This is a genomic window from Acinetobacter sp. SCLZS86 (assembly GCF_021560715.1).
GTDB classification, from domain to species: domain Bacteria; phylum Pseudomonadota; class Gammaproteobacteria; order Pseudomonadales; family Moraxellaceae; genus Acinetobacter; species Acinetobacter towneri_A.
Genome location: NZ_CP090864.1, coordinates 308,024 through 333,957, shown reverse-complemented (window position 1 = coordinate 333,957; position 25,934 = coordinate 308,024). Strand labels below are relative to the sequence as shown.

Annotated in this window: 23 protein-coding genes and 1 riboswitch; of the genes, 13 read left to right on the top strand and 10 right to left on the bottom strand. The window is 43.7% G+C overall.

Annotated features, from left to right (window positions below; all coding sequences use genetic code 11):
- Positions 1–32: 32 nt before the first annotated feature.
- Positions 33–180: riboswitch (TPP riboswitch) on the top strand.
- Between the two features lie 97 nt (positions 181–277).
- The 6 genes from thiC (at position 278) to LZP46_RS01405 (ending at position 5,651) form a co-directional block, all read left to right on the top strand.
- On the top strand, positions 278–2,173 hold the full coding sequence (gene thiC / locus LZP46_RS01430) for a phosphomethylpyrimidine synthase ThiC (protein WP_236094446.1): 1,896 nt from the start codon (positions 278–280) through the stop codon (positions 2,171–2,173).
- Between the two features lie 77 nt (positions 2,174–2,250).
- Entirely contained in the window at positions 2,251–2,871 is a 621-nt protein-coding gene (locus LZP46_RS01425; protein ID WP_019838126.1) for an NUDIX domain-containing protein, read from the top strand.
- 10 nt (positions 2,872–2,881) lie between these two features.
- Positions 2,882–3,688 (top strand): 3',5'-cyclic-AMP phosphodiesterase, encoded by an 807-nt coding sequence (gene cpdA, locus LZP46_RS01420; protein ID WP_236094445.1) that lies wholly within the window; start codon positions 2,882–2,884, stop codon positions 3,686–3,688.
- Between the two features lie 211 nt (positions 3,689–3,899).
- On the top strand, positions 3,900–4,427 hold the full coding sequence (dksA, locus tag LZP46_RS01415) for an RNA polymerase-binding protein DksA (protein WP_019838128.1): 528 nt from the start codon (positions 3,900–3,902) through the stop codon (positions 4,425–4,427).
- Positions 4,428–4,429: 2 nt separating this feature from the next.
- Entirely contained in the window at positions 4,430–5,359 is a 930-nt protein-coding gene (gene gluQRS, locus LZP46_RS01410; protein ID WP_236094444.1) for a tRNA glutamyl-Q(34) synthetase GluQRS, read from the top strand.
- A 52-nt stretch (positions 5,360–5,411) separates the two neighbouring features.
- Positions 5,412–5,651 carry a zinc-ribbon domain-containing protein gene (locus LZP46_RS01405; protein ID WP_236094443.1) on the top strand — a complete coding sequence of 80 codons (240 nt, stop codon included), beginning with the start codon at positions 5,412–5,414 and terminating at the stop codon, positions 5,649–5,651.
- An 11-nt stretch (positions 5,652–5,662) separates the two neighbouring features.
- On the opposite strand, the gene ftsW is transcribed toward LZP46_RS01405, so the two are convergent.
- The 5 genes from ftsW to LZP46_RS01380 all read right to left on the bottom strand — a co-directional run bounded on the left by ftsW (position 5,663) and on the right by LZP46_RS01380 (position 10,794).
- The gene (gene ftsW / locus LZP46_RS01400; protein ID WP_236094442.1) at positions 5,663–6,859 is read right to left on the bottom strand and encodes a putative lipid II flippase FtsW; all 1,197 of its coding nucleotides are present in this window, start codon (positions 6,857–6,859) and stop codon (positions 5,663–5,665) included.
- Positions 6,860–6,878: 19 nt separating this feature from the next.
- On the bottom strand, positions 6,879–8,225 hold the full coding sequence (gene murD, locus LZP46_RS01395; protein WP_236094441.1) for a UDP-N-acetylmuramoyl-L-alanine--D-glutamate ligase: 1,347 nt from the start codon (positions 8,223–8,225) through the stop codon (positions 6,879–6,881).
- Positions 8,226–8,396: 171 nt separating this feature from the next.
- Positions 8,397–8,648, bottom strand: a complete 252-nt coding sequence (locus LZP46_RS01390) for a DUF6587 family protein (protein WP_236094440.1) — start codon at positions 8,646–8,648, stop codon at positions 8,397–8,399.
- A gap of 32 nt (positions 8,649–8,680) precedes the next feature.
- The gene (gene feoB, locus LZP46_RS01385) at positions 8,681–10,537 is read right to left on the bottom strand and encodes a ferrous iron transporter B (RefSeq protein ID WP_236094439.1); all 1,857 of its coding nucleotides are present in this window, start codon (positions 10,535–10,537) and stop codon (positions 8,681–8,683) included.
- On the bottom strand, positions 10,534–10,794 hold the full coding sequence (locus LZP46_RS01380) for a FeoA family protein (protein ID WP_236094438.1): 261 nt from the start codon (positions 10,792–10,794) through the stop codon (positions 10,534–10,536). The genes feoB and LZP46_RS01380 overlap by 4 nt, the downstream gene beginning before the upstream one ends.
- 185 nt (positions 10,795–10,979) lie before the next feature.
- Here LZP46_RS01380 and xerD point away from each other — a divergent pair, with 185 nt between their 5' ends.
- From xerD to thrC, 4 genes are all read left to right on the top strand, one after another.
- The gene (xerD, locus tag LZP46_RS01375; protein WP_236094437.1) at positions 10,980–11,897 is read left to right on the top strand and encodes a site-specific tyrosine recombinase XerD; all 918 of its coding nucleotides are present in this window, start codon (positions 10,980–10,982) and stop codon (positions 11,895–11,897) included.
- A gap of 148 nt (positions 11,898–12,045) precedes the next feature.
- Positions 12,046–12,861: a DsbC family protein gene (locus tag LZP46_RS01370; RefSeq protein WP_236094436.1), complete on the top strand. Its 816-nt coding sequence runs from the start codon at positions 12,046–12,048 to the stop codon at positions 12,859–12,861.
- Between the two features lie 199 nt (positions 12,862–13,060).
- A complete protein-coding gene (locus LZP46_RS01365) occupies positions 13,061–14,365 on the top strand; it encodes a homoserine dehydrogenase (RefSeq protein WP_236094435.1) in 1,305 nt (434 codons plus the stop codon).
- Positions 14,366–14,422: 57 nt separating this feature from the next.
- Positions 14,423–15,562, top strand: coding sequence for a threonine synthase (thrC, locus tag LZP46_RS01360; RefSeq protein ID WP_236094434.1), 1,140 nt, complete (start codon positions 14,423–14,425; stop codon positions 15,560–15,562).
- Between the two features lie 120 nt (positions 15,563–15,682).
- On the opposite strand, the gene LZP46_RS01355 is transcribed toward thrC, so the two are convergent.
- Positions 15,683–16,774 carry a serine hydrolase gene (locus LZP46_RS01355; RefSeq protein ID WP_236094433.1) on the bottom strand — a complete coding sequence of 364 codons (1,092 nt, stop codon included), beginning with the start codon at positions 16,772–16,774 and terminating at the stop codon, positions 15,683–15,685.
- A 215-nt stretch (positions 16,775–16,989) separates the two neighbouring features.
- Between LZP46_RS01355 and gacA the strand changes: the two genes are divergently transcribed.
- The 3 genes from gacA (at position 16,990) to LZP46_RS01340 (ending at position 20,739) form a co-directional block, all read left to right on the top strand.
- Positions 16,990–17,625 (top strand): response regulator transcription factor GacA, encoded by a 636-nt coding sequence (gene gacA, locus LZP46_RS01350; protein ID WP_004975702.1) that lies wholly within the window; start codon positions 16,990–16,992, stop codon positions 17,623–17,625.
- A 50-nt stretch (positions 17,626–17,675) separates the two neighbouring features.
- Complete coding sequence (locus tag LZP46_RS01345; RefSeq protein WP_236094432.1) at positions 17,676–19,238, top strand: sensor histidine kinase; 1,563 nt, start codon at positions 17,676–17,678, stop codon at positions 19,236–19,238.
- 67 nt (positions 19,239–19,305) lie between these two features.
- The gene (locus LZP46_RS01340) at positions 19,306–20,739 is read left to right on the top strand and encodes a sigma-54-dependent transcriptional regulator (protein WP_236094431.1); all 1,434 of its coding nucleotides are present in this window, start codon (positions 19,306–19,308) and stop codon (positions 20,737–20,739) included.
- A gap of 49 nt (positions 20,740–20,788) precedes the next feature.
- On the opposite strand, the gene LZP46_RS01335 is transcribed toward LZP46_RS01340, so the two are convergent.
- From LZP46_RS01335 to lptF, 4 genes are all read right to left on the bottom strand, one after another.
- Positions 20,789–21,952, bottom strand: coding sequence for a S41 family peptidase (locus LZP46_RS01335; RefSeq protein WP_236094430.1), 1,164 nt, complete (start codon positions 21,950–21,952; stop codon positions 20,789–20,791).
- 24 nt (positions 21,953–21,976) lie between these two features.
- Positions 21,977–23,524: a 2,3-bisphosphoglycerate-independent phosphoglycerate mutase gene (gpmI, locus tag LZP46_RS01330; protein ID WP_236094429.1), complete on the bottom strand. Its 1,548-nt coding sequence runs from the start codon at positions 23,522–23,524 to the stop codon at positions 21,977–21,979.
- Between the two features lie 145 nt (positions 23,525–23,669).
- The gene (gene lptG / locus LZP46_RS01325; RefSeq protein WP_236094428.1) at positions 23,670–24,740 is read right to left on the bottom strand and encodes an LPS export ABC transporter permease LptG; all 1,071 of its coding nucleotides are present in this window, start codon (positions 24,738–24,740) and stop codon (positions 23,670–23,672) included.
- A gap of 1 nt (position 24,741) precedes the next feature.
- Complete coding sequence (lptF, locus tag LZP46_RS01320) at positions 24,742–25,842, bottom strand: LPS export ABC transporter permease LptF (RefSeq protein WP_236094427.1); 1,101 nt, start codon at positions 25,840–25,842, stop codon at positions 24,742–24,744.
- Positions 25,843–25,934 lie beyond the last annotated feature (92 nt).

Genomic DNA, 25,934 nt, shown 5'->3' with positions numbered 1-25,934 from the left:
CTGCTTTTATGCCGACAACGTGCTACTATTTATACAGCTTGACGGAGCGCGAGTAATTCCTCGCTGAGATTGTGTCCATGCTGAGTTTGTAGCCTAAAATCTGCAAACCAAGCTGTAAACTCAAGTACCGTTGAACCTGATCAGGTTAAAACCTGCGTAGGAATCAAGCCCATCTAAAAACATAGCACCCAAATTGTTCCCTTGTTCAAAACAGATCAGTTTGCCCTTGTTTTTGGTCGTGCTTGATTCGTTGATTTCATTCTTCAGGATCATTGCAATGAACCAATTAACGAATCTATCCCCTGCTGACATTTCTGCTCAACACGAGCAAGATGCCAAAGATTTAACCCGTATTTTGCCTGCATCAAAAAAAGTCTATATTCAAGGCTCACGCCCAGACATTCAGGTACCAATGCGTGAAATTGAACTGACCGACACCCCAACAGGTTTAGGCGGTGAGCACAATCCACCACTTATGGTGTATGACACTTCAGGTGTATACACCGATCCAAATGTTGAAATTGATCTAAACAAAGGTTTGCCAAACGTTCGCGAAAGATGGATTGAAGAGCGACAAGACACCGAGAAACTAGAAACCCTCAGCTCAGCCTTTGGGCAAGAGCGTTTACGCGATATCCGAACTGCAGAGATTCGTTTTGCCCATATTCAAAAGCCGCGCCGTGCCAAAGTGGGTAAAAACGTCACCCAAATGCACTATGCCAAACAAGGCATCATCACTCCAGAAATGGAATATATCGCGATTCGTGAAAACCAACGCCAACGCGAAGGTGTCGATATGCGTCAGCACCCAGGGCAAAACTTTGGGGCTAAAAACTTAACTGAAATCACGCCTGAATTTGTACGTCAGGAAGTGGCAGAAGGTCGTGCAATTATTCCTGCCAACATTAACCATCCAGAATGTGAACCCATGATTATTGGTCGCAATTTCTTGGTAAAAATCAATGCCAATATTGGTAACTCGGCACTGGGTTCAAGTATTGATGAAGAAGTCGCAAAAATGACTTGGGCGACCCGTTGGGGCGCAGATACCATCATGGACTTATCGACAGGTAAGAACATCCATGAAACCCGTGAATGGATTATCCGTAACTCACCTGTACCAATTGGTACTGTTCCTATTTATCAGGCACTAGAAAAAGTAAACGGTGTTGCTGAAGACCTGACTTGGGAAATCTTTAAAGACACCCTGATTGAACAAGCTGAACAAGGTGTAGATTACTTCACCATTCACGCAGGTGTGTTATTGCGTTATGTACCACTCACAGCCAATCGCTTAACAGGTATTGTATCGCGTGGAGGTTCAATCATGGCGCAGTGGTGTTTGGCGCATCATGAAGAAAACTTCCTCTACACGCACTTTGATGAAATATGCGAAATCATGAAAGCTTACGATGTATCGTTCAGCTTGGGTGATGGTTTACGTCCGGGGTGTATTCAAGATGCCAACGATGAAGCACAATTCAGCGAACTGCGGACTTTGGGTGAATTGACTCACCGCGCTTGGGAACATGATGTGCAAGTGATGATTGAAGGTCCGGGTCACGTGCCAATGCACATGGTCAAAGAAAATATGGACTTGCAACTTGAAGTCTGTAAAGAAGCACCATTCTATACACTCGGCCCATTAACCACTGATATTGCACCGGGTTATGACCATATTACTTCTGCAATTGGTGCAGCGATGATTGGTTGGTACGGCACAGCGATGCTGTGCTATGTCACGCCAAAAGAACACTTAGGCTTACCGAACAAAAAAGACGTCAAAGACGGCATCATCACCTATAAGATTGCAGCCCATGCGGCTGACCTTGCCAAAGGTCATCCAGGTGCACAAGCCCGTGACAATGCCCTATCTAAAGCACGTTTTGAATTCCGCTGGGAAGATCAGTTTAACCTGAGCCTTGACCCAGATACTGCACGCAGCATGCATGATGAAACTATGCCGAAAGAAGCGCATAAATCTGCACACTTCTGTTCGATGTGTGGACCGAAGTTCTGTTCGATGAAAATCACGCAAAACGTGAGAGATTATGCACAAAATCAAAATGCTGCGAACAAAACGGAGCAAGCGGATGCAGAGGTCGAATCAGGTCTCAAAGCCATGAAAACCGCTTATCAGGAACATGGTCAAAAATTGTACCATAAGCTCTAATTTGTTTAAAAAGCGTTTGTATTCAATAAAATCTCAGTTAGGATGAAATTATGCTTTGCTCATCCTGATGAGAATTTATGAAGATTATTCAACAAGCAACTTATGGACAACACGATGCACAGATTCACCAGCGTGAATACCTGTATCGTGGTTTTATTCAGGTTGAAAAAGTCAGCCTGAGTCATCGCTTGTTTAATCAAACCACATATACCCCAGTCCTTCAGCGTGAACTCATTCAACGTCCTGAAGCGGCTGGGGTACTCATTTATGATGCAGCACAACAAAAATTTGCCCTAATTGAACAATTCCGCATTGGTGCAATTGATGATCACGACTCACCTTGGCAACTTGAAGTGATTGCAGGGGTGCTAGATGGTGATGAATCACCTGAAAGCTGTATTCGTCGTGAAGCTTTAGAAGAATCGGGCTGCGAGTTAAAAGAATTACAACATTTATTCAGTTTTTATCCATCTGCAGGGGCATGCGCAGAATTGTTCCACTTATATAGTGCGAACACCACCTTACCACAGGAAGGTGGCGTGTTTGGTATGCCTGATGAAGGAGAAAACATTCAATTACACATTATTGATTATCGGGAAATTCCAAACTTGCTGACCAATGGTCGGCTAAAAAATGCACCTGTCATCATGGCATTGCAATGGTTACAACAACAAATTAAAACCGTAAAGGATGTCTAAGGGGTCAGGCATGACTTTAATCTCAAACAATCAGCAGCAACGCTGGACCATTGTACAAATTTCCGATACGCACCTCATGAATCAGGAAGATTTAGAGTTTGTGCATATGAATCCTGAACGTAGCTTTCATGCGGTGATGCATGATATTCAACAGCAATACCCGCGGCTTGATGCTATTTTCCATACGGGCGATTTAGCACAAATACCCGTTACTGAAACCTATCAGCGTTATTTGCAGTTTATGCAGACTTTAAATACACCGCATTTCCAGATTCCGGGTAATCATGATGATGCCGCAATTTTTCCATTTCATTTACAGTCCAATGAAGTTCATGCAATTGAGTTGGGTAATTGGAGTGTCATTTTACTCAATACTGCGGTCAAAGGTCGGATCGATGGTTGGATGGATGCAGCACAATTACAACAGTTAGATCAGCTTTTACAGCAACATGCCCATCAGCAGGTGATTATTGCCTGTCATCACCATCCTTTTGATATGCAGTCCCACTGGATTGATCAGCATAAACTTAAAAATACCAAATCCTTAATTGATGTCTTGGCACGACACAACAACGTCAAATTAGTACTGTGCGGGCATGTGCATCAAGACTCACTCAATGAATGGCAAGGGATTCAGTTTTACTCTACGCCTTCGACCTGTGTGCAATTTAAACCGCATAGCCAGCACTTTGCGCTTGGGCCTGAAGCACCAGGTTACCGTGTGTTACATTTGAATGCAGATGGCAGTTATAGCACTCAAGTGCATCGGGTTGAGCATTTCACACAACAAATAAATTTTGAAATTTCAGGTTATTAACTTTTCATTTTATTTTTTTTGCTTTACTTTATGCCTTCAACAAAAAATGCGATAACACATCCAAACATCAAAGACTATCCATAATCAAAAAAAGTCTATATGATGACGTCCCCCGAAGAAAGAATTCTTTCTGAGGGAGTGGATAAAAACACTTGCATATCACCATATTTTTCGCGTATGAATCTTACGCATATGATGAGGAATGTCCTACATGGCGAATGACAACCTAAATCAAGTCTTGGACGAACAAACAGATCTTGTAGAAGAAAAAGCTACAAAACGCGTGCGTAAGGCGAAGCCAAAGGCTTTAGAGGGTGGTTCTACAGCTAGCTTATTTGGTATTGCACCTTATCAGCCGAAAAAGAATGAAGAATACATGTCTGAAGGACAACTCGAACATTTCCGTCAAATTCTCATGGCGTGGAAAGAAGAGTTAATGTCAGAAGTAGATCGTACACTCAACACCATGCAAGACGAAAATACAGCTTTGCCTGATGTGAATGACCGCGCGACACAAGAAGAAGAATTTGCGATTGAATTACGTACTCGTGACCGTGAACGTAAATTGATTCGTAAAATTGAACAATCTATTGAAGCGATTAAAAACGATGATTATGGTTTCTGTGAAACTTGCGGTATCGAAATCGGTTTGCGTCGCTTAGAAGCACGTCCAACGGCAACACTATGTATTGACTGTAAAACTTTTGCAGAGATCAAAGAGAAGCAAAATAACGGTTAATTGTGACTGTTGAAAATTCCTTAGCGGAGCATGCTCCCCATGCGCAGCAGCGAGATCATATTTCGCTGACACGCTACTCAGGTCGGTTTGCACCATCGCCAACTGGCCCTTTGCATTTTGGCTCTCTTATCACTGCCGTTGCCAGTTATTGCGATGCCAAAGCTCAGCACGGCACTTGGTTGGTACGTATTGAAGATACGGACATTCCACGCATCTACCCAGGCAGTGAAAGCCATATCTTGCGCTGTATAGATGCCTTTCAATTTGAACCCGATGCCGAAATTATTTTCCAGAAAGATCGACTTGATCTCTATGCAGCCGTATTACAACAATTGCAGCAACGCGGCTTGGTCTATGCCTGTCAATGCACCCGTAAAATGCTTGGCTCCAATCATATTTATGCAGGGACTTGCCGCAATTTAGGCTTAGATTTTACCAATCAAGCGATTCGGGTCAAAGCCACAGACCAAGAAATTTGCTTTCAAGACCGCTTGCAAGACAAACAATGTTCCAACCTTGCACATGATTTGGGCGATTTTGTCCTGAAACGGCGTGATGGCATTATCAATTATCAATTGGCAGTGGTGGTGGATGATTATCTGCAAGGTATTACCCATGTGGTTCGCGGCGCAGATTTACTCGACAACACCGCACGGCAAATCTATTTGGGACAACTGTTAGGCTACCCTCAACTCAGCTACACGCACCTGCCTTTAGCCATGAATGCGCAAGGGCAAAAACTGTCTAAACAGAACTTGGCACAAGCTTTAGATTTAGCCCAAGCACCAAAGTTACTACAGGCCGCTTTAACTGCCTTAAATCAAGCCACTGTCGAATTAGACACGCCTGGACGTATGCTCACACAAGCCATTCAACAATGGGATATTTCACGTATTCCTGCAGGTACAACTTTACACGGCTATTATTTATAAAACTTAAAATTCAGTTATGCTCAAAGTGAAATGGATCATTTGAGGTTGTGTCATGTTTTTTATTTTTGGTGTGGGACCTAAAACCAAAGTAGTCGAGAAAAGTCAATTTAAATGCCCCGTTTGCCGCACTCGCAGTAACTATGAACTCAGACAGCAACGACAATATTTTTCCTTATTTTTTATTGCCTTGTTCCCTGTGTCTAGACAAAAAAATACTACAGTCAAGTGTTTACATTGTGGCACAGTCATGCCAAGCATGGTGTTGTACCATACTCAGCAAGAAGCGAAATAGAAGAATAAATTCTAGAAATTCGATTCCTCACGGCTTGGGTTAATCTCGTGGGTGTTGGCTTCAATTTTCAGAATCAAACTCACCATCACTGCACACATAATTAACGATGAACCACCATAACTAATAAAAGGCAGGGTCAAACCTTTGGTCGGCAACATGCCCATGTTCATGCCTGCGTTCACCATAATCTGCAATAAGAAAATAATGCTGATACCATAAGCCAAATACCCTGCACGTAAGTACTGGTTTTTTAGGGCACGATGACCAATTTTAATGCAGGCAATCAGCATGGCAAAAGACAAACTCAACACCACTAAAATGCCTAAAAAGCCAAATTCTTCACCCAAAACAGCCAACATAAAGTCTGTATGTGCTTCAGGCAAATAGGACATTTTCTGGATACTATGCCCCAAACCTACGCCTACCCATTCACCGCGTCCAAATGCCATTAAAGCATTAGACAACTGATAGCCGACACCCAAAGGATCATTCCACGGGTTTGAAAACGACATTAAACGCTCAAAACGATAAGGCTCAAATACCACCAAAAACACAAAGGCGGCAATAATCGCGCCAAAAGCAATACCAAACTGAATTAATGGTGCACCCGCTAAAAAGAACACCCCCAACATGGTCAAGGCAATCACCACTGTCGCCCCCAAATCAGGCTCTGCAATCACCAAACCTACCGTGACTGCCATAATCACTGCAAGACGAATCAGACCTTTAATGTTATTTCGCACTTCTTCGGCACGGCGTACCACATAGTCAGCGGTAAAAATAGCCATCATCACTTTAGCGACTTCGGACGCTTGCAAGGTAAAGCCTGCGACCCGAATCCAGCGTTTAGAACCATTGACTTCGGTACCCACCAACAAGACTGCAGCTAACAAGGCAATGGTCACAATCCACAGAAAAAAGGTGTTGTTAAACCAGGTATTCAGCGGCACTCGATAGGCAATCACGGCAGCGATTAATGCCACCACAATTGAAATGCCGTGACGCAATACATAGTGAAAGGCATTTTCATGCATACGCTCGGCATAAGGCATCGAAGCCGACGCCACCATGATTGAGCCAATACACAACAACGCCAGTACGCTAAAAATCAGTACATTGCGTACATTCACTTCCGCTGGCAGTTTGGGTAACCAGCGATCATAGACCTGATTGAGTTTATTGATTGTTGTCTGAGCAAAGCCAGCCATATCTCACACCTTATTGTTGTTATACCAGTGCGTTGACATAAGCAACGAACTTGTGACCACGTTCTGGATAGCCCGAGAACATATCAAAACTTGCACATGCAGGTGACAATAGCACCACATCATGCGCCTGTGTATGTTGTTGGCAGATTTCAACGGCTTGTTCTAAGGTATCTGCAGTTAAGAGTTGGGTTGTTCCTGCAACTGCTGTTTCAATTTTCGTGGCATCCTCACCAATCAACACCGCCAATTTGGCGTATTGTTGCAATGATTGACGTAGCGCAGTAAAGTCCTGCCCTTTGCCTTGCCCACCTAAAATAATCGCAACCTTGCCGCCTTGTGCCTGAATTGCTGCGCCCAAGCCATCTAAGGCCGCCAAAGTTGCACCAATATTGGTTCCTTTGGAGTCATTATAATAACGCACCCCATGTAATTCTTTGACGAACTCACAACGATGCTCCAAACCTTTAAAGGTTTTCAGCGTTTCCAGCATGCTGTGCATAGCTAAACCAATGGCTTCACCCAATGCCAAGCATGCTAATGCATTCGCAATATTGTGTGTACCTTGAATATACATCTCAGTACTTTTTAATAAACGCTCACGCCCACGTGCCAACCACATGCTGCCATCATCATCTTTTAACAAGCCATATTGATTTAAGTCAGGCGCGTTTAAGCCAAAACTTTGCATAGGAGTTTGATCTGGCACTAACGGACGACTTAAGGCATCATCACGGTTAAACACCACTTTTTTCACGCCCTGAAAAATACGATGTTTGGCTGTGTGATAACCCAGCATATCGCCATGACGGTCTAAATGGTCTTCACTCATGTTCAGCACTACCGCCACTTCTGCATTTAAATTCGAGGTGGTTTCTAGCTGAAAACTGGAAAGTTCTAAAATATACAGCTCAGGATTATCTTTGATCAGATCCAAAGCAGGACGTCCCAAATTACCCCCTACTGCGACTTTTTTGCCTGCTTGCTCTGCCATTAAACCAATGAGCGTGGTAACGGTACTTTTCGCGTTTGACCCTGTAATTGCCACTATAGGTTTGTCGGTCGCGCGACGTAAAATCTGAATTTCACTCACCACAGGAATACCCTGCGCCATCGCAGCCTGAATTTCAGGAAGTTTTGGATCTAGCCCCGGGCTAATCACAATTTCTTCTGCAGACAGCAATAAATCCTGATCAAACTGACCAAAGCGGGTTTCCACGTCGGCAGGAATTTGGTCATGCCCTGGGGGTGTGGGGCGAGAATCTGTCACAGCAACGCGGTAACCCTGATGATGTAAAAAATTAACTGCTGCAACACCAGAAACACCTAGTCCTGCAACGACTTTTAAACCACCACGTTGTATTAACATTTTTTCCCCATTTTGTGCGCTAATTTTGAAACAGACAAAATAGTAGCACTTTGCTGTTTTGAATGCTTTTTCTGTTTGCAGTTCCTGCAGTTTTTTTGTGTCAGTGCGTAAAAAAACCGTCATAATGCTGACGGTTTTTAAAAAGAATATCCCTACAGTGAATAAACAAGCCTATTTCCACTTCACCGCTTGAACTTCAACTTTCTTTTCTGCGGTTTGGTCTTGAGAATCACAACCACAACTACCACCACAGCCTGCCGCTGCTGCAGGTTTTAGCCACTTGGCCAAACCATGCCAGCCTTTTTCAGCACAGAAATTGGACAGTTTTAGAAAAACTGCGCTAGAGGTCTTGGGAAAGACTTTTTTAAAGACGACCACAGCACTCCACAGTACCAATGCAGCAACAATCAGAATTTCAACCATGTTCATCTACTCCTGTAGGTCAAGCATGTGCCTTAACCCAACAAATACGATGCCGTTTGATAAGTCAGAAATGACATGAAATAAGCCAAACCAAATAAATAGCAGGTCATAAAACTTACTGTACGCCATGAACCTGTTTCACGCTTTACGGTGGCCAAAGTCGCCAAACAATGCGGTGCATAAATAAACCACACCAATAACGACAAACCCGTTGCCAATGACCAGCCCAGTTCGCCACCGCCACTGATTAATGCGGCCAAGCCTTGGGACATGGCATCTTCATCCACTGCAGATAAGGCATAGACTGTGCCTAATGCAGCCACGACCACTTCACGCGCTGCCATAGCAGGAATCAAGGCAATCACAATTTGCCAGTTAAAGCCAACTGGAGCAAAAATCGGCTGTAATACATGCCCCAGCATCCCTGCAAAACTGTAGTCAATTGCAGGCAGGGTCGCACCTTCAGGCGGTTGCGGGAAGGTACACAAGAACCACAATAAAATCGACAGCGCAAAAATAATACCACCGACACGCTTCAAGAAAATTTTGGCGCGATCCAACAAACCAATCCACACACTTTTTAGGTCTGGAAAACGGTAGCTTGGTAGTTCCATCAGCAAGACATGCTCAGATTTATCTTTTTGCAAAAATTTAAGCACAATAGATACGCCTAAGGCACTCAAAATGCCCGCCATATACAGACCGAATAGCACTAGGCCTTGTAAATTAAACATACCCCAGACGGTTTGATTGGGAATGAATGCAGCGATGAGCAAGGCATATACAGGTAAGCGCGCAGAACAAGTCATTAACGGCGCGACCATAATCGTGGTTAGACGATCGCGTGGGTCAGCAATACTACGTGTTGCCATAATACCCGGCACTGCACAGGCAAAACTAGACAGCAATGGAATAAAGGCACGACCACTCAAACCTGCGCTAAACATCAGCTTATCGAGCAAGAATGCGGCACGTGGCAAATAGCCCGATTCTTCTAAAATTAAAATAAACAGGAACAAAATTAAAATTTGCGGCAAGAACACCACCACACCGCCTGCACCTGCAATAATGCCATCCACAATCAAGCTGTTCAGCAAGGGATGGCTAATGTTTTCGCCAATCACTTCACCTAGCCAGCCAAATAAACTTTCGATGCCATCCATAAATGGTGCAGCCCAAGCAAATACCGCCTGGAAGACAATAAACATCATCACCGCAAGGCTGACTAAACCAAATACAGGATGTAAAAAGATTTTATCGAGGAAGTCGGAGCGTTTATCTTCTTCATCTACAAACTGCACCACATCATGCAAAATAGTTTGAATACGCTCATGCTGAGTGCCTGTTAGGCCTGTCAATTCTGTCTGCGGAACAGAAAATTTGCCCTGATCTAAGGCGTGCATTAAATTTTGAATACCTGAATCACGCACCGCCACGGTTTCCACCACAGGCACACCCAAACGCTCAGACAATTTTTGCGTATTAATTTGCATGCCACGACGACGCGCTTCATCCATCATGTTGAGCACCAATAAAATTGGACGTCCCAGTGCAATCATTTCCAAAACCAAACCCAAATGCAGTTTTAGGTTGGTCGCATCCACGACACAAAGAAATGCATCTTGCTGACCTTCTTCAGCAATTTTGCCCTGAACCACATCTCGGGTAATGGCTTCGTCGGGACTGGTGGCTTCTAAGTTGTAAGTGCCAGGTAAATCTAAAACCCGCACCGCCTGACCTGAAGGCAAGCTGAACTGCCCGACTTTACGCTCTACAGTCACGCCTGCGTAGTTGCCAACTTTCTGACGCGTCCCTGTCAAATGGTTAAATAAAGAAGTTTTACCGCAGTTTGGATTCCCTACAAGTGCGATACGTAAGGCATCGCTCATGCAGACACTCCTTGCTCAATTTCTATGCGTTGAGCTTCTACTTTGCGCAAGGCAAAACGGGTAAATCCCACTTGAATTAAGATCGGATCTCCACCAAAAATACCTTTAGTGATCACCTGCACAGGCGTTCCAGGCACAAAACCCAGTGTTTCTAAGCGATTCGCAACCAAATCATTTAGGGATGTTGCACCATCGGCAGTACGTAATACCTGACGGATGATGGCTGTTTGTTTTGCTTTGAGTTCTGACAAACGCACCGTGAAATTCCTATACTATTTTGCCCATTATAACATGCAAATGAGAACAATTAACAAATAAGGTCAACTTACATTTGAATGTTTTATATCACATCGACAGCCCTGCTGAATTGGATTAGAGTAGAAAATAACGCTGCTTATTATCAAATTTCTCAATTAATTTTGTGATTTCGCCTGTGATGCCTATGCTGAACAAAAAACCTCGTATTCCTGCTGCAATATTAATTCCAGAAGCTTTGAGTTTTTTGGAAGGCTATCGCAACGATTTAATTGCACAAAGTGTTAGCCCGCATACTCGCAATGCCTATTTGTCCGATTTAATTCAGTGCAGTGACTATGTCAGCAAAGCTATGCCTGAATGGGATCATGACGATATTTCGGATGTACTCATCGAACTCACCAAACAACAAAAAAGCCCCCGCTCTATTGCACGCTGCCTATCTGCGCTACGTTCTTTTTATAAATTTTTAAGAGAACACAAACTACGTTCTGACAACCCTGTTGCTGCGCATAAAACTCCAAAATTAGGTCGTGCCTTACCCAAAGATTTATCTGAAGCCGATGTGGAAGCTTTAATTCACGCCCCAGATATCAACACTGCACTAGGATTACGAGATCGTGCCATGCTAGAAGTATTATATGCTTGCGGTTTACGAGTGACGGAGTTACTGAATTTACGTTTAGAATTGATCAACCTAAAACAAGGCTATTTACGAATTGTAGGTAAAGGTAATAAAGAGCGTTTGGTGCCTATGGGACAAGTTGCTTGTGAGTGGATAGAAAAATATTTAACCGAGTCACGACCACAACTGTATAAAAGTTCAACCGATTATCTATTTTTAACGGTGCATGGCGGCATCATGAGCCGTCAAAATTTCTGGTATGCCATTAAACGCTATGCCCTGCAAGCAGGGATTCAGGCCGAGTTATCGCCACACACATTAAGACATGCCTTTGCCACACATTTACTCAATCATGGGGCAGATTTACGCGTGGTACAAATGCTACTTGGACACAGCGATTTATCCACCACACAAATTTATACCCACGTCGCACAAATCCGTATGCAGCAATTGCATGCCCAACATCACCCACGGGCTTAAAAAAACAAAAACGACGTCGAAGCATAAGATCTACTGAAACTTCGTCTATGAACGTAAGCCATTTATGAAATAGCAACAGACCCTAACGATCATGAATATTTTTTGTTATGCTAACGCTCTATTTTTTGCCAACAAGAAAGGGTTGTTTATGACATTTACCCGCTCGACACTTTTGATTGCCTGCTCACTGGCAAGTGCTTTTGCAATCACCGCATGTTCAAATGCAAACAACGACGATAAAAAACAAACCACGCTCACCGCTAGTGCCCCTGCTACGGGTGAAGCATCAACCCTAATTGAACGCAATGCACAACAGCGATTAAGCACGACCTTGCAACAACATTTTAAAACCGCAGGCATCAACGCCAAAATTACCGACATTAAAGCCACGGAAGTTCCAAATTTATTTTGGGTGAGTCTTGAAGGTATGTCATCGGTCTACGCCACCAGTGACGGCAAATACATTATTCAGGGCGATGTGATCCGTTTAGGTGACAAAGAACTGCATAACGTCAGTGAAAACCTACAAGCAGGTGTGAACAAAAAAATCTTTGCTGAATTAAAGCAAGAAGATTTGCTGGTCTTTCCTGCCAAGGGCAAAACCAAACACGTCATTTATGTCTTTACCGATGTCAGCTGCCCATATTGCCATCGTCTACATGAACAAATGGATGAAATGAACGGCAAAGGTATTGAAGTCCGTTACATTGCTTGGCCACGTGGCGAACAGCACATGCCTGCTATGGAAGCGATCTGGTGTAGCGAAGACCGCCATGCAGCCTTTAATCAGGTCATGAATGGTGCACAAATTGCGCCTGCCAACTGCAAAAACCCTGTTCGTGCTCAATATCAATTGGGCTTAAATATGGGCGTAAATGGCACACCTGCAATTTATAATGCCGAAGGCATATATTTAGGCGGCTATCTGTCTACAGCCGAATTGATCAAACGCTTAGACAACTAAAAATAGCGGATCTGTGGATGCTGCATCATCCCAATACACCAAGACGTAGCATCTATGAAGCCAATATAAATTACGATTTCTTATGCATTATTTTACTTATTTTTATACTGTAAATATAAGTGCGATCTGCCCTAGAGTCAGCGCGTTTTTTTAGCTATGATCTAGGCTTGTTTAAAGTTTTTAAAATATGGAGTGTGACGTGAAACCAGTTCGTCTGGCAATCCTCGGTCTTGGTACTGTGGGTGGTGGTGCCCTTAAACTATTAAAAGAAAATGCTGCTGAGATTAGACGTCGCACCGGTCGTGAAATTGAAATCACTTATGTGGGAACACGTCGTCCGCGTCATGACCTAAACTTACCTGAATCGGTTAAGCAAAGCTCTGACTTGATGGACATTGTCCGTCAACCCGATGTAGACGTAGTGGTTGAAGTGATGGGCGGTATTCACCCTGCTTATGACGTGATCATGGAAGCGATGAAACACGGTAAACAAGTCGTGACAGCCAACAAAGCCCTACTTGCAGAACACGGTAATGAGCTATTTAAAGCGGCTGAAGACAATGCCGTACAAATTGCCTATGAAGCTGCGGTTGCGGGCGGTATTCCAATTATTAAAGTCATCCGTGAAGGTTTGGCTGCCAACAAAATTGAATGGTTGGCAGGCATCATCAACGGTACAGGCAACTTCATTTTAAGTGAAATGCGCGAAAAAGGTCGTGCCTTTGAAGATGTGTTGAAAGAAGCACAAGAATTAGGCTATGCCGAAGCCGATCCGACTTTTGACGTCGAAGGTATTGATGCTGCACACAAACTGACTATTTTGGCTTCATGCGCATTTGGTATTCCGCTACAGTTTGACAAGGTCTTTACCGAAGGTATTGGCAAAGTGACCGCACAAGATGTGAAGTATGCCGAAGAACTCGGTTTCCGCATCAAACACTTAGGGATTGCCCGTCGTACCGAAAAAGGTATTGAACTGCGTGTGCACCCAACCTTAATTCCTGAAGAAGAATTAATTGCCAACGTCAACGGCGTAAAAAATGCGGTCTTGGTACAAGCCAATGCTGTTGGCCCAACGCTATATTATGGCGCAGGTGCAGGTGCGGGCCCAACAGCCTCTGCGGTAGTTGCCGATGTTGTCGACATTGTCCGTGATATTTCTTATACCGAAGATGGTGCAGGTACGATTCCGCAATTGGCATTTGAAGCCTTAACTGACTTGCCAATTCTAAGCCGTGAAGAAATGACCACGGGTTACTACATTCGTATTAATGCCGAAGACCAAACTGGCGTACTTGCCGATGTCACCACAATTTTAAGCCGTGCAGGAATCAGTATTGATGCCATCATGCAGCAATCACGCTTAAAAGACCTTATTCCTATCGTGATTCTGACTGACCCAGTCCTAGAATCAAAAATGGATCAAGCGTTACAACAAATTCAAGCATTGCCAACCATTCATGGCGAAATTGTACGAATTCGTTTAGAATCGCTTGATAACTAATCGGGTGGAGGGGAATATTTCCCCTTGCCAAGCTCTACACACAATTGGAACATCATCATGTCGAATGCCAATCGTTATACTGGTTTAGTTGACCGTTATCGTGACCGTTTACCAGTGTCTGCAACTACACGTGCAATCTCTCTAGGCGAAGGTAACACGCCGCTCATTAAGCTTGAGAATATTCCACGCATTATTGGTAAAGATGTTGAAATTTATGTGAAGTATGAAGGCTTAAACCCGACAGGTTCATTTAAAGACCGTGGTATGACCATGGCAGTGACCAAAGCGGTTGAAGAAGGTTCAAAAGCCATTATCTGTGCATCTACAGGTAACACTTCTGCTGCGGCTGCAGCTTATGCTGCCCGTGCTGGCATTAAAGCATTCGTTTTAATTCCAGAAGGCAAAATTGCCATGGGCAAAATGGCACAAGCGATGATGTACGGTGCAATCACCATGCAAATTCGTGGTAACTTTGACGATGGTATGCGTCTCGTTAAAGAAGTGGCTGACCAAGCACCTGTAACGATTGTGAACTCAATCAACCCTTACCGCCTACAAGGTCAAAAGACCATCGCTTATGAAATTGTAGATGAGTTAGGTCGTGCACCAGATTACCACTGCTTGCCTGTAGGTAACGCAGGAAACATTACTGCGCACTGGATGGGTTATACCGAAGCAGTTGCCAACCAACCTGCCGATCAATTCGAGCAAGTGATCTATGACACAGCCACTGACAAATTCACAGGTCCAAACCCTGAAGGCCGTCCAATCATGGTGGGTTATCAAGCGTCTGGTGCTGCGCCATTCTTACGTGGTGCGCCTGTAGAACACCCTGAAACTGTTGCAACTGCAATTCGTATTGGTAATCCACAAAGCTGGAACCATGCTAAAGCAGTGGTACGTGATTCAGAAGGTTGGTTTGATGAGCTCACTGATGCTGAAATCTTAGAAGCTCAACGCATGCTGTCTATGTATGAAGGTGTATTTGTTGAGCCTGCATCTGCTGCATCAATTGGTGGTGCAATGCGTGACATCAAAGCAGGTAAAATTAAAGAAGGTTCTGTGATCGTATGTACTGTAACAGGTAACGGTCTGAAAGATCCTGACACTGCCATGAAACAATGTGCAGATGCTGTGATGCTATCTATTGATGCTACCATGCAACAAGTAAAAGACTCGATTCTTTCAAATATGTAAGTTTTGAATCGTGATCAAAAAAACCTGCATTAGCAGGTTTTTTTGTATTTGGAATCATGCAACTTTAACGGAAGTTGAGTCATACGATTGATAACTCAACGCTCCAAGCTGAATGTGATCTTAAATACGTTTAGGTAACTGACTTGCCCAGCTCATTAAGCGGGTGGCGTCATTGGTACGTGCTTGTGAAGTAGCTGCACCTAAAAGCACCACTACTGCAGGACGGTTATTCAAAGTGGTATGCATCACCACACAGCGCCCTGCTTCATTGATAAAACCTGTTTTAGACAGATTGATATTCCAGCCACCATTACGTACCAATGCATTGGTATTGTTAGATTTCAAAACACGATAACCCAAGTTAAAGTCATAGGTTGGCGTGGTTGAGAATTGGCGGATCAAACCATATTGCGAAGCGGTACTGACCAAAATACCCAAATCTCGCGCAGAAGATACATTACGCGGGTCTAAGCCTGTTGCTTCGGTAAAGCGAGTAGAATGCATACCCAATTCACGCGCTTTAGCATTCATTGCCGCTACAAAGGCATTTTTCCCACCTGGATAAGTACGTGCCAACGCGGCAGCAGCAGGGTTTTCAGATTTCATTAAAGCAAATAATAATGCTTCGGCACGGTTGAGCTTGTCACCCACACGTAAAGTCGAACTTGAGTTTTTACCTGCAGCACCTGCAAAGTCTATTGATTGTAAGGTAATTTGTTCAGACATATTCAAACGGGCATCAGAAGTGACCACTGCAGTCATTACTTTAGTCACTGAAGCAATTGGCAATGCTACGTTTGTGTTTTTGCTGTACAGTACTTCACCAGTTTGCGCATCCATCACTAAAGCCGCACGAGCATTAACAGAAGGCTGGCTGCTATAAGCAGAAGTATCTAAAATACGGACAGTTTTGGGCGTAGTAGACGCGGGTGCAACACCATTGCTGCTACGCACTGTTGTGGTAATTTTGGTTGAACCTGGCGGTGTAGGTTCAGCAACATAGCTCTCTGGCTCAGTCTGAGTGCTTGCACTTGTACTTTCTAGATCTCCATTTAAGAGTTGATCGGCTTGCTCTGAAGACCAACTTAAGGTCGCCTGACCGTCGCTCCCAGAGGAAGGATTGATGACAAGTTCAGCAAAACTGACAGAACTTAGGCTGAACATCATAGATGCGACCAGCACATGCATTAACGACTTCTTAGAATTTTTCACGACTGCTTACTCAACTCAGGGAGGTAAGATACATTTGCGTATTACCTCAAATATGCCTTACATTTAAAAATACAATAATGAATCGTTTTTGACACCATAGTGTGCAGAACTTTTCATTCTAGATTAAGAATAGCATTGCTAATTTTGTCGTTTCATTGCAAGCTAATTTTGCTTTATGTAACAAAAAAGATGATTTTTTCAAAGGGAGAGTGTAGGTGATCACAGTTTTAGTAGTCGACGATCATGAATTGGTACGTACTGGGATTTGCCGTATGCTCGAAGACCATGCCGATGTGCAAGTGATTGGACAAGCTGAATCCGGAGAAGAAGCGATTACTTTAGTGCGTCAGCATCACCCCAATGTAGTGTTGTTGGATGTGAACATGCCAGGAATTGGGGGTGTGGAAACCACACGTCGTCTATTGCAAACTGCTCCAGACACCAAAGTTTTGGCGGTAAGCGGTTTGGCAGAAGAACCTTACCCTTCTTTATTGCTGAAAGCAGGTGCAAAAGGCTATATCACCAAAGGCGCACCTGTCAGTGAAATGGTACGTGCCATTAAAAAAGTCATGCAGGGCGGTAAATACTTCAGTGCCGATATTGCCGAACAACTGGCTAGTTCATACTTATCTGACACACAACAATCGCCTTTTGATAGTCTTTCAGAACGTGAAATGCAAGTGGCGATGATGGTGGTGAACTGTATAAGCGCACAAGAAATTGCCGATAAGTTGTTTGTCAGTGTAAAAACCGTAAATACCTATCGTTACCGTATTTTCGAAAAATTAAATATTGATAGTGATGTCAAACTGACCCACCTTGCCATTCGTTATGGACTGATTAAACCCTAAATGTTCAAGAGTTTTCAACGCTGTTGATGCAAAAATAAGACCTTTATAATATGCCAGAATTAAAACAATATTCTGAGTTAAATCAGTATCATCTTGGCATGTGGTATGGTACTTACCGAATGCTGATTGCCTTTTGTTTGCTGCTGATTACCATACTCACCTTTCAGCAGCTTGGCACACAATATCAGTACCCAGGTTTATATCTGTACACCTTGGTTTGTTATTTTATTTTTAACTGCTTGCAACTGATCAGCTATAAATATATTCCTTTTAAAATCACGCAACAACTGACCCTATTTTTTGCTGTTGATATTATCGCGCTGAGTAGCCTGACTTTTGCCAGTGATGGCCCTAATTTATATTTAAGCCTACTGTTTGTGATCACGATTTTTGCGGCTTCACTCTTGCTGCAAAAGCGTAAAGCCTTAGCAATTACTCTAATCGCGATGATTATGGTGATTTATCAACACTTTGTTGGGAGTTTGCTGGACTTTTCATCACTCAATAATATTAGTCAAAGTGCGCTTTTGGCATTTTTATTTGGGGTGGTTTATGGCAGCGGACGTATTGCTGTACGACGTTTCCAAGTTTTGGAGAATCTAAACTTTTCACAGTCTTTGGAATTAAACCGCCTACAAAATATCAACCGTTATATTTTAGAACAAACCGAAATGGGCTATTTGGTTTTAGACGAAAATTGCCATGTCGTCCTTAGCAACCCTGCCGCCTGTCATCTGCTCGGAATTCATCCCAAATACGCACACGCGACTTATCCATTGTATAAAATTCAGCCCGATTTATTCGATCTGTTCAAATTTGATCAGTTGCAGGATGGAGAAAAGTTTCAATTCGAATCGCAACTGAGTCATTTTCATGTGCACATTCAGGTCCAAAAACTCAAAGTGCCACATCAAACGCTGACTTTATTGGCGCTGCAGGATGGACGTAAAATTAATCAACAAGTACAGCAACTCAAACTAGCCGCCTTAGGACAACTCTCTGCCAGTATTGCGCATGAAATTCGCAATCCTTTGGCAGCGATTGTACAAGCCAATAATTTATTTACAGGCAGTGACGCTGCCCAGCAACAATTGCTGTCCAACATGATCAGCAAACAAGCGACACGAATTGATAAAATTATTCATGACACGCTGAGCATGGTCAAAAACAAACAAACTACACCTGTCGCGATTCAGCTCAATCAGTTTTTGCCGCAATTCATTCAGGAAGATTTACCTGATGCAGCGAGTCAAATTCAACTTACACTGACCGAACAACTGAGCATTCTGTTTGATGAATCACAATTTCGCCAAGTGCTGATTAACCTGATTCGTAATGCCATTCGACACAATACTGCAAAGCAACCTATTGAGATTACAGTCTATTCGCAAACAACTTATATTTATATAGATGTGCGGGATTTTGGTGCGGGTGTCGCCAGTCAAGATCTCCTCTATCTATTCCAGCCATTTTTCAGTACCGAAATCAATGGAACTGGTTTAGGATTGTATTTATCGCATAGTTTTTGCGAGGCCAATCAAGCCAAGCTGAGCTATGTAGAACAAGAACAAGGCGCATGTTTCAGGATGAAATGTCTACGCGCCATTGAATAAACGATTGATATTGGATCAATCTTGTTGCTGTGGTTTTGATTTAATTTTGTGTGGTTTTGGGGAAAATATGCACGCTGTTCAACCTTTGGTTTTATTGGTCGATGACGAAGAAGACCTTTGTACCCTCATGCAGATGACTTTGGCACGTATGGGGATTCAAACCCATGTCGCGTATCGTTTAGCGCAAGCCAAGCAGTTATTAGCAGAACATCAGTACGATGCTTGCTTAACCGACTTAAACCTGCCCGATGGCAATGGCTTGCAACTGGTTGAATGGATTACCGAACAATATCCAAATGTGCCTGTTGCTGTATTGACCGCTTACGGCAATATGGATATTGCGATTGCTGCGTTAAAAGCGGGTGCATTTGATTTTGTCAGTAAGCCTGTCAATCAAATACATTTACAGCAACTCCTTGAAAAAGCACTGAACAAACCGTTCGACACCACCGATCATCACAGCCAAGATCAGCTTGAATATAAAATGTTGATTGGGCAGTCTTTGCCTATTCAGCAATTACGCAGCACCATCAAAAAAATTGCACGCTCGCAAGCGCCTGTGTTTATTACAGGCGAATCGGGTACGGGGAAAGAAGTTGTCGCCAATTTGGTTCACCGCTTAAGCAACCGCAACGAAGGGCCATTTATTGCAATTAACTGCGGCGCGATTCCCACCGAACTCATGGAAAGCGAGTTATTTGGACACAAAAAAGGTAGCTTTACAGGCGCGACTCAAGACAAACAAGGTCTGATTCAATCTGCACATGGCGGCAGCTTATTTTTAGATGAAATTGCCGAACTGCCACTGAGCATGCAAGTCAAACTGCTGCGTGCCGTTCAGGAAAAGCGCATCCGCCCTGTGGGTTCAGATAGCGAAATTGATGTCGATTTTCGGGTGATCAGCGCCAGCCATCAGGACTTAGAAAGTTTGGTTCAGCAAGGACGTTTCCGTCAGGATTTATTCTTCCGTATACACGTAATGGATTTGGTCTTGCCTGCCCTGCGAGAACGTGGACAAGATATTCTATTATTGGCAGACCACTTCATTCAAAAAGTTGCACAAGAGTGGGATATTCCTGCCAAACAACTGACGCCACGCGCCCAGCAATTTTTATTAGAGCAATACTATCCGGGCAATGTGCGTGAATTACGCAATATAATTGAACGTGCCATTACCCTGAGTGATGAGGATGTTATTGATCTCAAACACTTACAAACTGCACCCTTACGCCTATTCAGCATAAGCAATACAGCAACCACTGAACCACAGCCTACAGCAGAAACACCGCAGCACATCGTGACAGATGTTTTGTTAACAGGGCGTAAACTACCTGAAGAAGGCTTAGAGGCCTATTTGGAAAAAGTGGAAAAAGACATTTTACTGAACGCACTGCACCTGACCCACTGGAACCGTACCTTGGCGGCAAAAAAATTGGGCATGTCTTTCCGTTCTTTGCGCTATCGCCTGAAAAAATTTGGATTAGATACTGAAGATGAGTAAACGCTAAACAATGAAGACTGTTTAAAAATACGTTTTACTCAGATGAGGCTTAACGGCGGCTCAGCAGTAAATCTGCCACATGCTCAAGATAAGCCTCTTCTTTCATTTCAGGACTTTGAATATATTGCTGATTCGGCTGAATCCCGACCCCTTCAATCATCTGTTCACGTGGTGTGTAATAATGCGAAACTGTCATTTGTAAGGCAGCACCATCGCTGAGTGGAAACAGCTTTTGCACCACACCCTTACCATAACTTTTTTCGCCTATAACCCAAGCGCGTGAATGGTCTTTTAAAGCACCGGTAAAGACTTCAGCAGCAGATGCAGAGCGATGATTAATCAATACACCGACTTTTAAATTTTGAAATTCAAAGCTTGGTAATGCCTGAAATTGTTGATCGCCTTCAGAACGGCTTTTGGTCGATACAATCAAACCCTGATTTAAAAATAAATCGGCAGATTCTACCGCAGCAGACAGTAAGCCGCCTGGGTTATTGCGCAGGTCAATCAAGACGGCTTTTAAGCGTGGCGTGCTATGTTCTTCAATTAATCGTTTGATTTCATTGGCGGTATCTTGCTGAAACACACGTACTTTTAACAGCAAGACATGATTAGAAAGCATCTGCGCCTGAAGATCAGTTTCTACTTTTTTGTTGCGAACCAACATAATTTCAGGCTGATTAACCGCACGTTGTACGCTTACAGTCGATCCCACCGAGCCTGTGAGTAGGTTATTGACCTGATCTGGACTCAGCTTTTTCAGTTCTTGGTTATCAATTTTAAATAGGCTGTCGCCATTTTTTAGCCCTTGTTTAGCCGAGTCGGCATTGGTACTTAAGTTTTGAATGACCCAATGTTGCTGGGCAACATCATAGCGCAAAGTAAAATCAACCGAGGCCAAATCGCCTTCAGTATATTGTAAAAGCTGTTTATATTCTTCGGCAGTTAAATAGCGTGAATAACGATCTAAACCGCTCACCAAGCCACGAATGGCTTGCTGAAACAAGGCATCATCACTTTTTTCAGTCACATAGTTGTCTTTGACAATGCCATAAATTTGTACAAACTCCTGTATTGACTCTACAGGCACATCGACATAGTCCTGTTGTAATGTAGGGCCATCTAACTCCAAATCTGGTGCAGCCCAAACACTCAAATGACTGGCACACAACACGCTTGCCAACACAACCGCATAAATTTTGTGAGCCGTCATTCCATCACCTACCTGTATCGAGGGTTATGCCTGTAGGCGAATTAAGTTGCGACCTTGCATATCTGCAGGCACAGGCAATTGCATCAAATTCAATAAAGTTGGTGCAACATCTGCCAACACACCACCTTCCAAAATGGTGGCCGGCGTTGGGCCGACATAAATGAATGGTACCAATTCAGTAGTGTGCTGCGTATGTACCTGACCACTGTCATAGTCTTGCATTTGCTCGACGTTACCATGGTCCGCGGTAATAATCATGTGACCTTGTTTTGCCATCACCGCTTCATAGACACGACCCAAGCAAGTATCTACTGCTTCAACCGCTTTAACGGCAGCATCAAACACACCAGTATGACCCACCATATCCCCATTGGCATAGTTCACCACCAACAAGTCATATTCACCTGAGTTAATGGCTGCAACCAGTTCATCGGTTACTTCATAAGCGCTCATTTCAGGTTTTAAGTCATAGGTTGCCACGTTTGGTGATGGAATCAAGATGCGTTTTTCACCTGGAAATTCATCTTCACGGCCGCCACTAAAGAAGAATGTCACGTGTGCATATTTTTCAGTTTCGGCAATACGCAATTGCGTTTTGCCCAAGTCTGATAAATATTCACCAATCGAGTTTTTCAAGTCTTCTGGCATATATGCCACTGGCGCAGCAATGCTGGCTTGATAACGGGTCAGCATCACAAATTTAGACAATTGCGGCACAACTTTACGTTCAAAACCAGCAAAGTCTTGTTCCACAAAAGCTTTGGTCAGTTCACGCGCACGGTCAGCACGGAAGTTCATAAACACCACGCTGTCGCCATCTTGAATTTTGGCAATTTCACCAATACGAGTGGCTTTAACGAACTCATCGCTTTCATCTGCTGCATAAGCCGCTGCCAAACCTTCAACTGCAGTTGCCGCAGTACGTACGGCCTCACCTTCGGTAAGTAAACGATACGCTTGTTCTACACGATCCCAACGGTTGTCACGATCCATCGCATAGTAACGACCAATCAGACTGGCAATGCGTCCCTGATTTGGATATTGTGCAAATAATGCGTCCAGTTTTTCCAAAGAAGGCTGCGCGCTTTTGGGTGGCGTATCACGGCCATCTAAAAAGGCATGTAGATAAACTTTTGCACCTCGTTTTAATGCCAATTCTGCCATCGCCACGATATGATCTTCATGCGAATGCACACCACCTTCAGACAATAAACCAAGTAGATGCACAGCACCGTTGGCTGCTTTGGCTTTTTCTACCGCATCGACCAACACTTCATGTTCAAAGAAAGCGCCAGTACGAATGTCTTTGGTAATACGGGTAAAGTCTTGGTACAACACACGTCCTGCACCCAAGTTCATGTGACCGACTTCAGAGTTCCCCATTTGACCGTCTGGCAAGCCAACATCTTCGCCTGAACCAGAGATCAAACCATGCGGATGCTTTTCCTGCATAGCAATCAAATTTGGTCGTTTCGCTGCTAAAAACGCGTTGTCTTCGACCGCTTCGCGATGACCCACACCATCCATAATCACCAATACGTGAGGGATTTTGCCAGCAGTTGCATCCGCCATAATCAATACTCTTTTTCGTCTACAAATTAATCATGCTATCTTAACGAATTTTGCGTCAAGACTCTATGTTCAGAAGATGGGTTCCGTCACTGATTCAGATAGATTTACCCAATCACACGGAAAAAGTAGCATTATCGGCCCGCACTTAACGCGCACGATGCAGTAAATAACCGCCGATGACAAACATTAGAATAATAGGGATAAACACGAACCACGCAGGCGATGGTGCATAGACCAAGCTCGCATAGCCCAAGAAATCTTGCAAATAAAAGAAGGTTAAGCCCACAAATAAGGCAATTACCAGCCGAAAACCCATGGATTGCTGGCGCAACGGCCCAAAAATAAAGGAGCAAGCAATCACCACCAAAGCAATGAGAGCAAAGGGCGCACCAAGTTTTTGCCAGAACGCGAGTTGGTAAGTTTTTGGCACTTGACTGTATTCATGCATATAACTCATGAAACTCACCAATTGACTTGGGGATAAATCTTCAGGATCAATAGTGACCATGTGCACATACTTAGGTTGCAATGCTAAAGCCAAAGCCTGTTCGCTGTTTTTGGCTAAAGTAGCGTTACCCGCCTGCAAAATATCCATTTGTTCAGTTTGATTGAGCAACCAACTGCCATCTTTAACAAACTGTCCCTGATCTGCAGACAATGTGCCACGCAAGCGATAATGATCATCAAAATCGACCACTTGCACGTTTTTAAGCTGACCTTGAGCATTGGCATAGTCAATATAAATAAAACGATTACCTTCACGTGACCAATAGCCACGGACTTCGCCCAATTCAGCGACGCTGCGGTGACTTTTAACACTCTTGGCCTGTTCGTTGGTGTATGGTATCACCCACTCACTGAGTACAAACGACAGCAGTACCAATACCATGGCGGAACGAATGACCCATCCCACAATACGCCACAGACTGATTCCTGCAGAACGCATCACGATCAATTCACTGTTAGAGGCTAACGTACCCAAACCCAATACGGCACCAATCAGGGCTGAAATAGGCAAAATTTCATAGAGATAATTAGGCGCACCCCACAATACATACAGCAATGCCTGCCATGCACTATAGTTTTCATTGAGCGAGCCCAGTTCGCCCAAATAGCTAAATAACACCTGCAAACCCGATAAAATTGCGGTAGCACCAAACATCGCCAGTGCAGTGGTCTTGGTAACGTGTTTTGCAACTATACGACGTGCCAACATCTTAAGACCTCACTCGCTGAATTTGCTGCTTAATTTTAGGTGCCAATTTTTGTTTACGTGAGAACAAGGCTGCGGCAATGGTATAAGCCAACAACACCAACGGATAAGCAAGCATACCCATTTCTTGTTTGCTAACACGAGTTTTAACCGCCATGAGCGCCACAATCAAACTGGCAAAAATTAACAACGCAGGAAACAGTTTTAAATAACGTCCCTGACGCGGGCTAACTTCTGACAATGCCACGGCTAAAAATAACGCCACCACAATTGCAAAAGGCACAAAAATACGCCATCCGAGTTCACTTGCGACCACAGGGTCTGCACGGTTTTTCCACAGTTGCGAGGTGGTTAAGGCTTCTACTTCAGCACTTTCAAATTTGGCTTCTTTGTCATTCTCTAAACGTAAACGATAACTTTGGAATTCTGCCTGTGAATACTTGGCTGTGCCTGGAAAGATTTCATAACGACGCCCTCCAACCAAATCCACCACATTGGCAGGATCATTTTCCAATTCTACCCGTGTCGCTTCTTTTGCCAAAATCATCACATCGGGACGACCTGCTTTTTCTGCACGTTGATAAAAGAAAATATCTTTCAGGTTTTTACGGTCTTCGGATAGATCACCTGCGTAAATGGTATATGGCCCTGAAGAAATAAATTCTTTGGGTCGCACCAAGTCAAAACCTGTGCGTACCGCTTGACTGGTGGTCAGTGCTTCAAACTGACGCAGTCCCCACGGTGATGCCCACAGCATTAAAAAACCTTGGACGATCAGAAACACCAACGTCATTGGCACCAATAAACATGCCAGTTGATGCCGACTCACGCCACTGCTGTTGAGCACTGCCATTTCATGATCGACATATAAACGACCAAATACCAGCATCAAACCAATAAAGAAACCCAAAGGTAAGATCAGCGTTAAAAATTCAGGCAAGCGATAGCCAATGATGCTGAATAAAATACTCGCATCCAAACGCCCTTGTGCCGCTACACCAAAATACTTGATCAGTCGACCACCCATCATGATCAAAGTCAGTAAGGCAATCACAACCAAGGATGTCGACACAACTTGCTTGACCAAATAACGCCGAATAATCAAATTATTTCTTCCAAAATGTGAGGGAATCCAATTCGCGTTAGTTTACCTGAATGTTGAAAATATAAAACCTATCGCCTTGTTATACATTGAAA

Excerpts from the sequence above, each read along its gene's own strand:
- murD (WP_236094441.1), bottom strand. The coding sequence starts at position 8,225 with ATGTTAATACAACGTGGTGGTTTAAAAGTCGTTGCAGGACTAGGTGTT.
- LZP46_RS01390 (WP_236094440.1), bottom strand. The coding sequence starts at position 8,648 with ATGGTTGAAATTCTGATTGTTGCTGCATTGGTACTGTGGAGTGCTGTG.
- thiC (WP_236094446.1), top strand. The coding sequence starts at position 278 with ATGAACCAATTAACGAATCTATCCCCTGCTGACATTTCTGCTCAACAC.
- LZP46_RS01335 (WP_236094430.1), bottom strand. The coding sequence starts at position 21,952 with ATGACGGCTCACAAAATTTATGCGGTTGTGTTGGCAAGCGTGTTGTGT.
- gpmI (WP_236094429.1), bottom strand. The coding sequence starts at position 23,524 with ATGGCGGATGCAACTGCTGGCAAAATCCCTCACGTATTGGTGATTATG.
- lptG (WP_236094428.1), bottom strand. The coding sequence starts at position 24,740 with ATGTTGGCACGTCGTATAGTTGCAAAACACGTTACCAAGACCACTGCA.
- cpdA (WP_236094445.1), top strand. The coding sequence starts at position 2,882 with ATGACTTTAATCTCAAACAATCAGCAGCAACGCTGGACCATTGTACAA.
- LZP46_RS01345 (WP_236094432.1), top strand. The coding sequence starts at position 17,676 with ATGCCAGAATTAAAACAATATTCTGAGTTAAATCAGTATCATCTTGGC.
- LZP46_RS01340 (WP_236094431.1), top strand. The coding sequence starts at position 19,306 with ATGCACGCTGTTCAACCTTTGGTTTTATTGGTCGATGACGAAGAAGAC.
- thrC (WP_236094434.1), top strand. The coding sequence starts at position 14,423 with ATGTCGAATGCCAATCGTTATACTGGTTTAGTTGACCGTTATCGTGAC.
- ftsW (WP_236094442.1), bottom strand. The coding sequence starts at position 6,859 with ATGGCTGGCTTTGCTCAGACAACAATCAATAAACTCAATCAGGTCTAT.
- dksA (WP_019838128.1), top strand. The coding sequence starts at position 3,900 with ATGGCGAATGACAACCTAAATCAAGTCTTGGACGAACAAACAGATCTT.
- LZP46_RS01425 (WP_019838126.1), top strand. The coding sequence starts at position 2,251 with ATGAAGATTATTCAACAAGCAACTTATGGACAACACGATGCACAGATT.
- LZP46_RS01405 (WP_236094443.1), top strand. The coding sequence starts at position 5,412 with ATGTTTTTTATTTTTGGTGTGGGACCTAAAACCAAAGTAGTCGAGAAA.
- feoB (WP_236094439.1), bottom strand. The coding sequence starts at position 10,537 with ATGAGCGATGCCTTACGTATCGCACTTGTAGGGAATCCAAACTGCGGT.
- xerD (WP_236094437.1), top strand. The coding sequence starts at position 10,980 with ATGCTGAACAAAAAACCTCGTATTCCTGCTGCAATATTAATTCCAGAA.
- LZP46_RS01370 (WP_236094436.1), top strand. The coding sequence starts at position 12,046 with ATGACATTTACCCGCTCGACACTTTTGATTGCCTGCTCACTGGCAAGT.